This window comes from Bacillus sp. Root131 (genome assembly GCF_001429475.1).
In the GTDB taxonomy this organism is placed as follows: domain Bacteria; phylum Bacillota; class Bacilli; order Bacillales; family Bacillaceae_G; genus Bacillus_A; species Bacillus_A thuringiensis_S.
Map to the genome: position 1 here is coordinate 102,391 of NZ_LMJQ01000004.1, position 13,726 is coordinate 116,116.

Here is a 13,726-nt window from a genome sequence, read left to right on the forward strand (position 1 = left end):
TTTTGACGTAGACGGCACAATTTTAGACACAGAAAAAGCAATACTAAAATCCTTACAAAAAGTTTTAAAAGAAGAACTAAAGGAAGATTATGCGTTACAGGATTTAAAATTTGCATTAGGGATTCCTGGAAAAGAAACCTTAAAAAAATTAAATGTTAAAAATATAGATGTTGTTCATCCTAAATGGGCCAAATCTGTACTAAATTTTTCTCATGAAGTCTCCGTGTTTGAAGAATTAGAAAGCATTATTAAAGAGTTATCTTTTAGTAAATTAAAGCTTGGTATTGTTACATCAAAAACTAAGCAAGAATTAATAGATGAGTTCGAGCCATTTGATCTAAGCGGTCATTTTGAACGTATAATTTGTGCGTGTGATACCGATAAACACAAACCACACCCTGAACCATTATTAGCTTGTTTGAAACAATTAGATGTTCCTAATAATGAGTCAGTATACATCGGAGACTCTATATACGATATGCAATGTGCGAAAAGTGCTGGTGTTAAATTCGCACTCGCTTTATGGGGTTCAAAGACAAAAGAAGGTTTTGAAAAAGCTGATTATGTATTAAATACACCAAAAGATATTTTAAATTTAATTTAACCAAGCTCGAGTCTAATAAAGAAATTAAGTTACTCACTAAAAAGTCGATTTCTTAACGTACAGGAAATCGACTTTTTATTTATAGGATTAGCGAAAGAAATTCGGTTATTGTTGGTACTATCTTTCAGTGAAGGTTTTATTGATATTCTAGTTTTTTTAGCATAAAAACACCTTAACTCTAGTTACCTTTATGCTTCTTATTAAAATTTCCGGCAAGTTTATAGGTTAATAATTAACTTACGGCTATTTTATAGGGGTCACCATGCATGCCCAGCAATGCTTCTTTTTTTGGGAGATAGCAAAGAAGGATTATATATATATTACTATACCGAACCCGTATAAATATCGGTTCTGTTGCAAAGTTTGAAAAAAATGAGCAGGTTGGTAAATGAGGGACAAAGTTTAAGAATTAGCTAATAATTGTTGAAGTTCATTGTACGTCGAAAAGGTGGAGTCTCTTTGAATACTTAGCCTTTGTTTATATAGAGCCTGAATGGTTTCAATACCTTTTATCGTACGTGAAGCATGACGAAGATTTTGAAACCCTGCAGATTTGGCAAAACGTCTCGTTACATGCCTATAATCTTGTTCAATTAGATTGTTTAAATGCTTGATTGTACAATGGATTGTAGTTTGATAAGATCTCAATCCTAACATCAAACGAACTCTCATTTTAATAAAACAATAAAAATCTTCTTTCCTGTTTTTCTCTCTATTTTTTGGTTGCTTACATTAGAAATGCTCAACTGTATAATGACTCATGTTAAACTTACAAATAGACATGCTAATAACCTTTCATACTAATTATTCCTTTCTTTATGCTGGAATACTTAATAGAAAACCTAAGTAATAAGGTTGTTCCACATTTACAAAAAAAATAATTAACTATAAGATGAAATAGGCTACATAGAGGAGGGTTATATGTTACATACAAAAAGATGGAGATTTTTTGCGGTTCTTTCTATTGTAGGTTTGATTTTACTAATTTTATTAAAAATCAAATTCATTTCAATTACTATCGCAACTTCTTCAGCTGAAAGAGGAAAGATTTTTGATCAAAATGGTGTAATACTAGCTACAAATAAGAAAGTTAAGTCTCTATATTGCACTTCTAATGATGAAAAGCTATCGAAACAAGATATATCAAACACATTAGCTTTTTTTAATCAATTTTCAAGCGAGTTTCAACATGATATTTCTACAGAGAACATAAAATCTCAATTACAACAATCTTGTAAAAAGCAGACTATGAATGATATACCGTTATACTCTGATATAACTGANGTCTTCAAACGAAAAACACCTCCAATGAATTTGCATACTTAGTATGCGAATTCAGGAGGTGTTTTTTTCATGTACCACTATTCGGGTTCACTTCATTTTTTGCGGTTTTTTCTATYGTAGGTTTGATTTTACTAATTTTATTAAAAATCAAMTTCATTTCAATTACTATCGCAACTTCTTCAGCTGAAAGAGGAAAGATTTTTGATCAAAATGGTGTAATACTAGCTACAAATAAGAAAGTTAAGTCTCTATATTGCACTTCTAATGAYGAAAAGCTATCGAAACAAGATAYATCAAACACATTAGCTTTTTTTAATCAATTTTCAAGCGARTTTCAACATGATATTTCTACAGAGAACATAAAATCTCAATTACAACAATCTTGTAAAAAGCAGACTATGAATGATATACCGTTATACTCTGATATAACTGAGAATGAACTTGCATTCATAAACAAAAACAAACCCAATAATGTAATAATTAAAGATGAATGGATTCGATATTATCCTAAACACGAAATTGGTTCACAGGTAATTGGGTATGTAGAAAATGACCTTAATTCAAAGCATATGGCTGTTGGAAAAAGCGGGATTGAGCTGCAATATGAAAATGATTTAAAAGGAAAACCAGGTAAAACTCTTATTTTTAAATTGAATAATAAAAAGTTCTTATGGAACATTCAAAACGTACAAAAAGGTAAAGATGTACGGCTAGCTTTAGACTCTGAGTTGCAGCAAAAGGCAGAAGAAGCATTAAGATCGCAAATTAAGAAAACACCTGATGCTAAAGCTGGTTATGCTGTAGTGAGCGATGCAAAAACTGGCGCGATTTTAACTATGGTCAACTCGGCAGTTTTTGATCCAAATATATTAAATACACATGTATCTTCTAGAAAAGAAAATATTAAATCTCTTTCGCAAAATAAAGCAATTCAAAAATTAAAGTATGGTGAATCTTATGTAAATATGGCTTCTACTATAAAACCACTTACTATTTTAATTGGATTAAACGAAAAGCTTTTCCAACCCGAAGATACTTATTTAGATAAAGGTACTTTTCAGTATGATAGTCAAAATAACATTACGAATGCGCCTGGAACACCAACAGGGGAGATTACACCGAGGCAGGCTATCATTAATTCATCTAACACATTTATGACAGCAAAAGTAGCTCTGCCCTTATTCAACCAAAATAATGGAAATATAGAAAAAGTGGCCCATATATGGACAGATTATTTAATGCAATTCGGCCTACGTTCTAAAACCGGGATTGATTTGCCCTTTGAAGAAGACGGACAATATGAATTTCAGCCATCTAATAAATTTGAAAATGGGATTTCAGCTTTATTAAATGCCTCTTGGGGAGGAAATGAAGTGCATACTCCTCTTCAACTCGCTCAATATGCAGCAACTTTGGCAAGTAAAGGCGACAAATATAAACCTCAAATCGTAAGTGCGATTATTGGTCAAGATGGTAAGGAAACCAAAAAGTTTGAACCCATTTTAGAAAGTTCAAATCGTTACCCGATGAACTTTTGGAGTGTCGTGCACGGTGGAATGAGTCAAAATATAGAGGAGATTAAAAATTTACCCTTTCATGTCGCAGGTAAAACGGGTAGTACAGGTTCTCCGAATAAGCAAGAAAGAATGATAAATCATTCTCTTTTCATTGCATATGCTCCTACCGAAGATCCACAAATCGCCATTTCTGTCGTTATTCCTGGTAGTAATCCAGAAAAAAACATCGCTGCTCTCGTTACATCAGAAATTTTAGAGTCCTGGCATACACTTCAAAAAGAAAATAATAACAAAGAGGAAGGTTCATTAAAGTGAACCTTCCTCTTTTACCATATAGAATCTACACCTATTATTTTCCATACACCTTCATGATCCTTTTCGAACAAGAATGAATATTTAATATCCGTTAAAACATACTCTTTTTGTACATACCCAGTATTGCCGTTAAATGTCGATATTTTTATATATCCATCATTCTGCACTTTTTCTGGAATCCAAGCTTTTACCACCTCATTAGATACTTCATATAAAACTTGTGATTCTCGTTTTGGTTCAGCTAAAATTTTCGTTTTATTTCCAGTAACAGTTACATATATAAAATGTTCTCGCTTTGATTGGTTACTGTCTGTCATTCCACTTGGTACTTTATATACCTTTTTTGTATCATTTGCAAATTCTCCCCCCATTGTAAGAGCGACTTGCAACTCATGAAACAAATCTTCATCAAATTTCAATTCATCCTTCTTATAACTCTTCCCTTTAAATAGAACTTCATCATTTAACGCTTTGTACAAGTCATTTTCATTTTTTGAATTTGTACTTCGAGATAAATCATTCATAAACTGTTTTAATGATAGCTCTTGAGCAGACTCATCTTTTGTTTTCAGCTTAATTTGTGTACTACTTTGTACCGGCGATTTATTATCATCAAGCCCAGGTTGTTGAACAATAAAAAATAACATTGTACAAACCAACACAACTACAATGGGCAATGCTTTTTTACGAGATGGTTTCTTATATGTTATAGAATCTACTTCACTATTTAGGTATATAGATTGCTTTATTCTATAAATAAATTCTTCTTCATCTTTCCGATGCCCCATTGGGCCGTTTTTTATTTTACTATACCAGTCAGGATTATTTTTACTGTTCATCACTTCTACCCTCCCCTATTAATTTTGAAACTTTACTTCTCGCTCGGCTTAATCTAGATTTGACTGTTCCAATTGATACACCTAATGTTTCAGCCATTTCTTCATAAGATAATCCATATTTCGCGTCCAATATTAGTATTTCACGGTATTTTTTAGGTAGTTTTAATACTACATCCCACACTTCATTCATTTCCTCTTGCTTAAAAAATTCTTGTTCTGCCGATGGAGATTGTTTATCGTCACTAAAAAATCCCATTAAAGATATCCTTTTAAAATAAGCGGATTTCAAATAGTTTATTGCCGTATTTCTTGTGATTTTTAATATCCACGTTTTAATAGATGACTCCTTTCGAAACAAGTGCCAATGTTTAAAAACCTTTATAAAGACATCTTGTGTGATGTCATCTGATAAATGTGGATCTTTCGTAATAATAAATGAATAATTCCATACATCTTGCCAATAGTCTTTTATAACATAGTCCAGCTCATCATGATTACATTTTTCAATAAACTTTTGTTCCATTTCCATACCTCAAACTTATTTGAATCAACATAAAACTTCCCTCACTTTTATTATGGTTTCAATATATAGACATGACACAAGTTTTATTTGTTCCCTTGTTTATTTTTTTATATTACCGTTGCAATTAACGCCAATGGACAGTATAAAGTACACACTATGAATAGATATAAAGACTAATTTAATTAAAGACAAGAAAATCATTGAAATAAGCTGACGCGTTATGATTTTCATTCGTTCTCTTCCCCACTCACTTTTCGAGATAAATGGTTTATGATTGCATAGAAAGATAAGAAAAAAGACGCTATCATTTCTCATACCATGATTATGCGTTGGGGTTCATCAGTATGGCCCTGAATTGGACAAACCAATTCGTCCATCAATTGTTGGAACTTGTAGCATAAGATATGATTCCGTTAGGAATATATATGCTTTATTCTCTTTTACTTTATTTTTGCATCAGAAGATTTTCCATATATATTCGATAGATTTTACAAAACAAAAAATTCTAATAAAGAATGGTCCATTGGAATTGGCTTAGCACTAGCAAAATCAATTATCGAAGCTCATCATGGATTTATTACAGTAGAAAGCCAAAAACACTCATTCATAAAAGTTATTGTAAAATCCTAACCTTTGAGTATAATTTTTAAAAATTAATCATTTGTTGAAAAAAAGAAATTCGATTAATTTATCATAAATAACTATAGAGAGAAAAATTTTTCGGTTTGGGGGTAATTAAAAATCTTAGCTTGATGGCGATGTTGCGAGACCCCTAATACTCTTTAATTCTTAAAAAAACCTGTAAAACAAAAAAAGAACCAGGCTATTTTTGCCCAGTTCTTATTTTGTTAGATCTCTCAATTTGATTATCTTATTTTACATCTTCTTTAGGAGTTGCTGGTTCTGCATCTTTCGGAATTTCACTTTTATCAATTTCTTTATGTGTCATATTTCCGCTTTTATCTGCAACAACAACTTGTAATTTTTCATCCGTTTTTACATCTTCTGCACCTACTGCACCTCCCGCTAATAATCCTGTACTTAAAAGTGTCCCTGCTAATAATGTTTTAATCATTTTTCATTACCTCCTGTTTATTTGTAATATTTATCAAAAAAGTATCTAGAGTTAATGTTTTAGTCATTATCTTTATCTACTTGCTTTTTGATTACATTTAGCATAAGACAAGAATCTATAGTTGATATAGACTGTATCTGGAGATTATATAAAAAAATAGATAATCAGTTGCATATCCTAATGGGTATTTAGACAAGATTGAAACTTTATATGAGTTTGATAATTGAGTTACCTTTTGTTTTTGAGCGTGAGGTTTATTACTGGGATGAAGCCTATTGAGGAGCTAACCCTTTCAATACACTTTTCAACTAAATATTTTTCTTCATTGTTTGCATTCTCTGCTGCGTCAGTTTTGTTTTCCTAACTTACTGTTTCAGTCTTAACTTGAATTTTTTCCTTATAATTACAAAAAGGATATACTAAACATTTAACTGCTAGTAAAATATTTCCTTTTATTATTCTATAATGATAATAATTAATGAGTCAAAGTGATTTTGCGAAAATTATATAAAACAGGCATAATTTATTAGTTGCTTGGCAAGTTATACTTGTTACCACTACTAAAGAATCTCTCATTGTAGTACCCTCTACTATCTTTACAGGAGTATCAACACGTCTTCATCTATCTACTGATGTCATTAATTCATTTCTCTTTCGCATGCCGCTATGTCGCCTTCAATTTTGCTTCTTTTTCGTTTCTTACGTTCTTCCATATCCACGTCGGAAAGACGATTTCTGATTAATTTTTATCTATATAGGATTTCACTCCTTATTTACCGAGAGAAAATTTATGATATAATAAAGTTAGCTAATTTTAGGGAATATTTTCTCTACAGCGCTCCTTGCCATCGAGCGTTTTTTTACTTTTCAATAGCTAACTTTCTGAAAAGCTGTTAAAATTCAGTTACCGATATGTGTAACAACTGGCCTGTGCTTCTGTACGGGCTTTTTTGATGCTAGTTTTTAGCTAACAAACGCATTCCCCTCACTTCACACATCGGAATATCCAAAACAGTTGTATTGTTGGTGACACCTACCGTTTTAGGTTCTATTAATTAACCGAATAATAAAATAATACAAAACTTGTCTATATTCAAATGAATAATAATATAGTTTTTAACTTTTTTATTTATTGATTCACAATATAAAAAAGAGAACCCTTATAATAAGGATTCTGCAACAGGAAATAACAAAATATAAACCATAAAAAGAATTACTTATATTATAGTTTTCATTGGGTACCCCCACACCTTCATCAAGCTAAGGTTTGAATAGACTCCTAGATGAAAATCTTCTTTCTCTACAGATAGTTACTCAGAGAAGTCAGCTCATTTTTTCGTTTTGGGGTAATTCTGAATTCTTAAGTTATGGGATATGCCATCAGACAGCTATGTCAATGGATTCCATAATGCCAAAGCGAATATCCAATTTGGGTCACCATTTCCTTGATGATTTTGAACCGCTTCATACACTTTCCCTTGATGTTCTACTTTATCTCCCTTTGTATATGCCTTCCTCGAATCCCATTTTTCATAAGATACATTTTGATCTTTTGTTTTTACCAGAAGAATGTTACTTTGAATTGATGTATTTCCAGCTGCATCTACAGCCTTCACTGCATATTTATATTCCTTATTAGCTGTTAAGTTTTGATCAGTAAATGTCGTTCCTTGTACCGTTTGAATCAATTGTCCATCGCGTAGTACCTGATATTCTTTTATACCTACATTATCTGTAGAAGGATTCCATTTTAGCTCTACACTGTTAGAAGTAAGGTTACTTGCATATAATCCTTGTGGCTGTGTGGGAGCTTCTGTATCTGGTTTCGGATTAACAATGTTATCTACTTTCTTCAATCCCTCTTTTGTAATCTCATAGACTGCTTTATTCCCAAAGCTTTCCTGAATGTTCTTTTCCATATTTTTGATAATAGCTCTGTTCGCACCTTCTAAATGTGTGAATTCAATAAAGTCGCCTACTTTTACCGAAACTTTGGCTTGCTCAGCATTTTGTTGATTTTTCCCATTAACTTCCTTATTATATACCACTTTACCTGATGTGTTTTGCACTTTAATACTTGCATATGTACTATCAAAGTAGTTATGTGGTACACCTGCTTTTAGATCAATTTGCATTTCTTCTGTTGATTTATTTAAATTTACTTTTGCGAATTCAAAATCTCCAATCCCTTTCAGTGACCATGAAAACTGTTTTCCTTCCAAGATATCATCTGCATTTGGTACATGGCTTTTTATTTGAGTAAGAAGATCCTTCAACGGTCGCTGTTCATTCGCAAAAGCAGAAATGATACTGTTATTTAATTCTCTCCACTCAGCATCTGTTACATTTGGATTTTGTAACATAAGAGAAACGTAATCTTCCCATACTAAAAAATTGATTGGTAAAATATTGGTGGATATTTTATAAATTGCAATTTTATTATCTGCTGAAGTCATCGCTTTCGCTAACCAGCGTAATCGCTCTGATTGATCTAGTTTTACTGGGTCACGTTCAGCATTTTCAAATAGTAGCATATACGGCACTTGATTTGTAGGGCTATTATCTGACCAAGGAATAACAGTTGCATCATGACGGCTCGATCCACCCCATCCAGATATATCGTTTCCTAAATTCCAAGAAGATGGCTTGTTATTCCATATAAGTGCACAATGTCCAGGTTGTCCAACAGGCATAGCTGCCACTCCAAATGCTTGACTTACTTGCGTACCAAACTTCGAAATATTACCGCATACCCCGCCAAATCTGTAAATGGAAGAAAGATTCCAACCTAAACCGTAGAATGCATCATTTCCAGCGTGAATGCTAACTCCATCTTTGTTATGGGTTACATAATTAACCAAATATGCACTTTCCCCTACCTTATCTTGATTTTTAAGTTCTGGATGTTCCGTATTAATCATATTTCTTGCCCAAGTTAAATCTTCTTCTGGTGACCAAGTATTCACTACTAATCTTAAATGCCAAACATCATATGTTCTAAAGCAAGGAAGTAACTCATTATTTTGATCTGCTGATTTATAATGTTGGTACCTTGTTAATGGATTAATAGGTTGATTGTTTGTCCAATATTTTATAGGTTCAGCATGAGCTAACGATGTAGCTATCGCTAATTTTAAATACAATCCTTCGTGAGAATTTGCATCCGCATTCCAGATTGTATTCCATATCTCAAGTGCATTTACAGGATTTTTTCCAGTTGGACTACCACCTTCAAGATAGGTATTCATCACATCTGTATTTTTCATAGCCCAGCCAAGAAAATTCTGATGGTCAGCATCTTTTTTAGCAAATGTAGCCATTGTTGCAGCACCTGTTTGTGATATGAATTGCCACTGAGCCAAAGCTGCTGCAAATACTGGGTCTGCAAGCTTCTTTTTCAGGTTCTCTTCAGTCATACCCCCGACATTTCCATTCAAATATGCTGTGAGATTATTCAAATGTGCTTCAAAATTACCATTTGCAATGGCTTGATCTGTCTGTTGATTCAATGTTTCTAAAGTGAATGTTTCTTGATTGAATGACATTGTTTCAGCTGAAACCTTTGTATGCGGAATCGTAGCAATACTTCCTAAAATAATCGGCATAGTTAATAATAAAGATGAAATCCTTTTCAAAATAATTCCCTCCCTTTTTTTGTTTTTGACCTTTGACTGCTGCATGATTCTCCTTTATATAAAATAATTCCCATGCCATCAACTTAAAAATTCAAAATAAGCGGTTTCCATAACGATAAAGCGAATATCCAATTCGGATCACCATTTCCTTGATGATTTTGAACAGCTTCATACACTGTCCCTTGATGTTCTACTTTGTCACCCTTTGTATATGCCTTCTTCGGATTCCATTTTTCATAAGATACATTTTGATCTTTTGTTTTTACCGGAAGAATGTTACTTTGAATTGATGTATTTCCAGCTGCATCTACAGCCTTCACTGCATATTTATATTCCTTGTTAGCTGTTAAGTTTTGATCAGTAAACGTCGTTCCTTGTACCGTTTGAATTAGTTGTCCATCACGTAATACCTGATATTCTTTTACACCTACATTATCTGTAGAAGAATTCCATTTTAGCTCTACACTGGTAGAAGTAACGTTACTTGCATATAATCCTTGTGGCTGTGTGGGAGCTTCTGTATCTGGTTTCGGATTAATAATTTTATCTACTTTCTTCAATCCCTCTTTTGTAATCTCATAGACCGCTTTATTCCCAAAACTTTCCTGAATGTTTTTTTCCATATTTGTAATAATAGCTCTATCCGCACCTTCTAAATGTGTGAACTCAATAAAATCACCTACTTTTACCTGGAATTTTGCTTGCTCAGCATTTTGCTGTTTATTCCCATAAACCTCTTTGTTATAGACCACTTTACCTGATGTGTTTTGCACTTTAATACTTGCATATGTACTATCAAAGTAGTTATGTGGTACACCTGCTCTTAGATCAATTTGCATTTCTTCTGTTGATTTATTTAAATTTACTTTTGCGAATTCAAAATCCCCAATCCCTTTCAGCGACCATGCAAACTGGCTTCCTTCTAAAACATTCGAAGAATACGGTGTATCCGGTTTAATCGGATTAGAATCTGTACTTTCCCAAATTTCAGCCGTTAAATTTTGATACCCTAGTGACGCTATTTTTTGGATTGTATCATTATTTGGGCGTAATCCCCATTTCTCAAAAAACGGAATTAAATTTTGTTTTGCTGCTTTTGATGCTGTAATCATAAATAATTGTTTTTTCGTTTCATCAGTTTGTGGAATCTCATTTGAAGGCATGTCTCTATACAGCTGATGCAACTTCGGATAAAATTCTTCTCCATACGCTAGATGTAATTGCCATAGCATAGCAAGTTTTACAAAAACATCACTAATTTCATCATAATTCTTATTTTCTTGTACTAAATATCTAGATACCTTAGGATAAACCCCTTCTTCTTCTAAACGGGATGGTTGCCCAAATGCTTTTTCTACAGCGAGACTGTAAATATTATTTTGAACCTCGCCCATATTATAGAATCTCCAAGGAACCTGTTGTCTCAAATGTCCAGCTTCATGCCAAGGTCCCCATCCATCAGTAGTAAATTTATTGATATCTAATACATATTGAATGGCATCTCCTACATAAGCTGTTCTATATTCAGTTGCGTACATAAAGCCAGATTTATTATCTTTATCTTCTACATAATGAATATAATGTTTATCTACTTGTTCTTCCGTTAATCCAGACATTCGATCTTGAATCCTAGTGGCTTCATCCATTTTTTTTAATAATTGTGCCGGGTCTGTATTAGAACCTAGCAAGTATTTTTTTACACGTTCCGGAGTAGCAGTAATCAATACACGCTCTCCTTTTAATTCGACTGCAAATGAATCCGGATTTTGATTAAGCATATCAATTAAATCTTGTTTTGTATGTTTTCCAAGTTCAAAGTAAGGAACGGGGGTACCTCCCTTTTGAATAGTTGTTCGAATTGTCCCATTTTCTTGTTTGTTATAGAAATATATCATTCCTCCGCCTTCGTATCGAATCGTATTTGTACCAGGTTTTAGAGTAAATGATTTTACTAACTCTTCTCCTTGTGAATTTCTATTGTATGAAAACGCTCCAATATATGCGGTAATCTCATTATTTCCTTCTACATCAATAGTAATTTCTTCATTTGGTTTCGCATACAAACCCGTAGGTTCAAAAGGACTAAAAGAAGCAGCTCTTCTATCCAGATGCGACAGTGCTTTAACGTCACCTTTCCCTTGAACAGTAAACACCCGATTTTCCACTTTCACTGATTCCTCATTTTTTAACACGGATACTTTTTGTTGCTGCGCTTGTTCTTCCGCAAAGATTTCTAATGAGGGCGTTATTCCAATAGTAAACATAGATAATGTGGCGGTTACCATCATTAAATTTTGTGTTTTTCGTTTCTGTCCCCTTTTCATAATATCCCTCCGCTATATTTCTAGATACTTAAAATATGAATATGTAAGTAATAGATATTACTTACATATTCATATTATCTATTTACACATATTTACACAATTTAACATAAATATACTCATTTATATAAGAAAATGGATACATTTCAATTCAATTAATAAGAAGAATAATCAAATGAATGTATGAGAAAAAACAGATTTTAATACATTTATTTTAAAAAACACATAAAATATATAAAAATGTCGAAATATTAACACACTATGTTCTGATACAAAAACTTCTAGACAGTTATAACTAAGGTTCTGGTGCAAAAAATCTATAAAACTTGGACATACTGATATTACTACTCTAGAAAAGGTGTGTGATCAGAATGAAAAAGGAAAGTTTGTTCAAATGGAAGCATTATCAGCCTGATTTCATTTTGTTAACGGTAAGATGGTACCTACGGTATAACCTCAGTTTTCGTGAGTTGGTGGAAATGATGAAGGAACGGGGCTTATCTATTTCTCATACCACGATTATGCGTTGGGTTCATCAGTATGGCCCTGAATTGGACAAACGAATTCGTCGTCACCTGAAGCAAACCAATGATTCTTGGAGAGTTGATGAAACATATATAAAAGTTCAAGGGCAATGGATGTACCTGTACCGTGCTGTTGATTCGAAAGGAAACACAATCGATTTTTGTCTAAGCAAAACAAGAGACCAAAAGGCTGCAAAGCACTTTTTCAAGAAAGCTTTGCGGTCTTTTCATGTTTCAAAGCCACGTGTGATAACAGTCGATAAGAATCCGGCTTATCCTATAGCAATTGAAGAGTTGAAAAAAGCATACCCGATGGTATGCAACTTAGACAACAAAAGTACTTAAATAATATAGTAGAACAAGATCATCACTTTATAAAGAAGCGTATCCGTTCTATGTTGAGGCTCAAATCTTTTGACACAGCTATATCTATTCTTTCTGGAGTAGAAGCCATGCATATGATTAAAAAAGAACAGATTAATTTACGGAACCAGTCTATCCAAAATCAGAAAGAATTCGTCCATCAATTGTTTGGACTTGTAGCATAAGATACGATTCCCTTAGGAATATATATGCTTTATTCTCTTTTACTTTATTTTTGCACCAGAACCTATACGATTTTTATTCCTTACGATGGCAAGTTGAACTTATCTTTAAAATTTGGAAATCATTTTTTCGTATTCACCATTGTAATTCTGTAAAATTCGAACGACTAGAATGTCAATTGGCGTACCACCAACATTTTAACGAAAATATACGCTAAGCAAATTTTGACATAAAAAAACGATGATTTTACTACTCTAAGCAACTTATTCATTCTCAAAAACGAGGGTATTTAAGACAAATAAAATTCACGTTTTGAGAATCTCTTAACGTATAAAAACGTTAAAATGTGCATGCTACCCCTTTGTAACCTTAACACTCACTCCAGCAATTCCTTACAACGTATATTTATATATGCAAACCCTAATTACAGACAAAGGGAAAAGAATGTTTATTATTCTCCTCCCTCTGTCTATTAACAATACTTAATTATAGCTCTGTAACCTTTTTTATTCATCACGTATTATTCTACGAATAGTTTAAGGT

Annotated in this window: 7 protein-coding genes and 5 pseudogenes; 6 read left to right on the plus strand and 6 right to left on the minus strand. The window is 32.8% G+C overall.

What is annotated here, in order from left to right; translation table 11 throughout:
* Positions 1–604, plus strand: a 604-nt coding sequence (locus ASE54_RS15700) for an HAD family hydrolase (protein ID WP_057272989.1), incomplete at its 5' end; no start/stop codon positions are given.
* A gap of 402 nt (positions 605–1,006) precedes the next feature.
* Here ASE54_RS15700 and ASE54_RS15705 read toward each other — a convergent pair.
* Positions 1,007–1,243: pseudogene (locus tag ASE54_RS15705) on the minus strand (DDE-type integrase/transposase/recombinase); the annotation flags it as partial.
* A 282-nt stretch (positions 1,244–1,525) separates the two neighbouring features.
* Between ASE54_RS15705 and ASE54_RS15710 the strand changes: the two are divergent.
* Positions 1,526–1,887 (plus strand): annotated as a pseudogene (locus tag ASE54_RS15710) (penicillin-binding protein 2); the annotation flags it as partial.
* Positions 1,888–2,001: 114 nt separating this feature from the next.
* Positions 2,002–3,720, plus strand: coding sequence for a penicillin-binding protein 2 (locus tag ASE54_RS15715; RefSeq protein WP_057187506.1), 1,719 nt, complete (start codon positions 2,002–2,004; stop codon positions 3,718–3,720).
* 11 nt (positions 3,721–3,731) lie between these two features.
* Here ASE54_RS15715 and ASE54_RS15720 read toward each other — a convergent pair whose 3' ends face one another.
* Positions 3,732–4,559: an SH3 domain-containing protein gene (locus ASE54_RS15720; protein WP_043333225.1), complete on the minus strand. Its 828-nt coding sequence runs from the start codon at positions 4,557–4,559 to the stop codon at positions 3,732–3,734.
* The gene (locus tag ASE54_RS15725) at positions 4,549–5,082 is read right to left on the minus strand and encodes a sigma-70 family RNA polymerase sigma factor (protein WP_000435488.1); all 534 of its coding nucleotides are present in this window, start codon (positions 5,080–5,082) and stop codon (positions 4,549–4,551) included. Before ASE54_RS15725 ends, ASE54_RS15720 begins: the two co-directional genes overlap by 11 nt.
* A 453-nt stretch (positions 5,083–5,535) precedes the next feature.
* Here ASE54_RS15725 and ASE54_RS37565 point away from each other — a divergent pair.
* Positions 5,536–5,712: pseudogene (locus ASE54_RS37565) on the plus strand (ATP-binding protein); the annotation flags it as partial.
* 241 nt (positions 5,713–5,953) lie between these two features.
* Here the strand turns inward: ASE54_RS37565 and ASE54_RS15730 are convergent.
* The 3 genes from ASE54_RS15730 to ASE54_RS15740 all read right to left on the minus strand — a co-directional run bounded on the left by ASE54_RS15730 (position 5,954) and on the right by ASE54_RS15740 (position 12,116).
* Positions 5,954–6,157, minus strand: coding sequence for a hypothetical protein (locus ASE54_RS15730; RefSeq protein ID WP_000598100.1), 204 nt, complete (start codon positions 6,155–6,157; stop codon positions 5,954–5,956).
* A gap of 1,388 nt (positions 6,158–7,545) precedes the next feature.
* Positions 7,546–9,792 carry a putative mucin/carbohydrate-binding domain-containing protein gene (locus tag ASE54_RS15735; RefSeq protein ID WP_000822719.1) on the minus strand — a complete coding sequence of 749 codons (2,247 nt, stop codon included), beginning with the start codon at positions 9,790–9,792 and terminating at the stop codon, positions 7,546–7,548.
* Between the two features lie 83 nt (positions 9,793–9,875).
* Positions 9,876–12,116 carry a M60 family metallopeptidase gene (locus ASE54_RS15740; RefSeq protein WP_057187505.1) on the minus strand — a complete coding sequence of 747 codons (2,241 nt, stop codon included), beginning with the start codon at positions 12,114–12,116 and terminating at the stop codon, positions 9,876–9,878.
* 368 nt (positions 12,117–12,484) lie between these two features.
* On the opposite strand from ASE54_RS15740, the pseudogene ASE54_RS15745 reads away from it, so the two are divergent.
* Positions 12,485–13,185: pseudogene (locus tag ASE54_RS15745) on the plus strand (IS6 family transposase).
* 41 nt (positions 13,186–13,226) lie between these two features.
* Positions 13,227–13,364: pseudogene (locus tag ASE54_RS34420) on the plus strand (transposase); the annotation flags it as partial.
* Positions 13,365–13,726: the final 362 nt, after the last annotated feature.

Excerpts from the sequence above, each read along its gene's own strand:
- ASE54_RS15725 (WP_000435488.1), bottom strand. The coding sequence starts at position 5,082 with ATGGAACAAAAGTTTATTGAAAAATGTAATCATGATGAGCTGGACTAT.
- ASE54_RS15730 (WP_000598100.1), bottom strand. The coding sequence starts at position 6,157 with ATGATTAAAACATTATTAGCAGGGACACTTTTAAGTACAGGATTATTA.
- ASE54_RS15720 (WP_043333225.1), bottom strand. The coding sequence starts at position 4,559 with ATGAACAGTAAAAATAATCCTGACTGGTATAGTAAAATAAAAAACGGC.
- ASE54_RS15740 (WP_057187505.1), bottom strand. The coding sequence starts at position 12,116 with ATGAAAAGGGGACAGAAACGAAAAACACAAAATTTAATGATGGTAACC.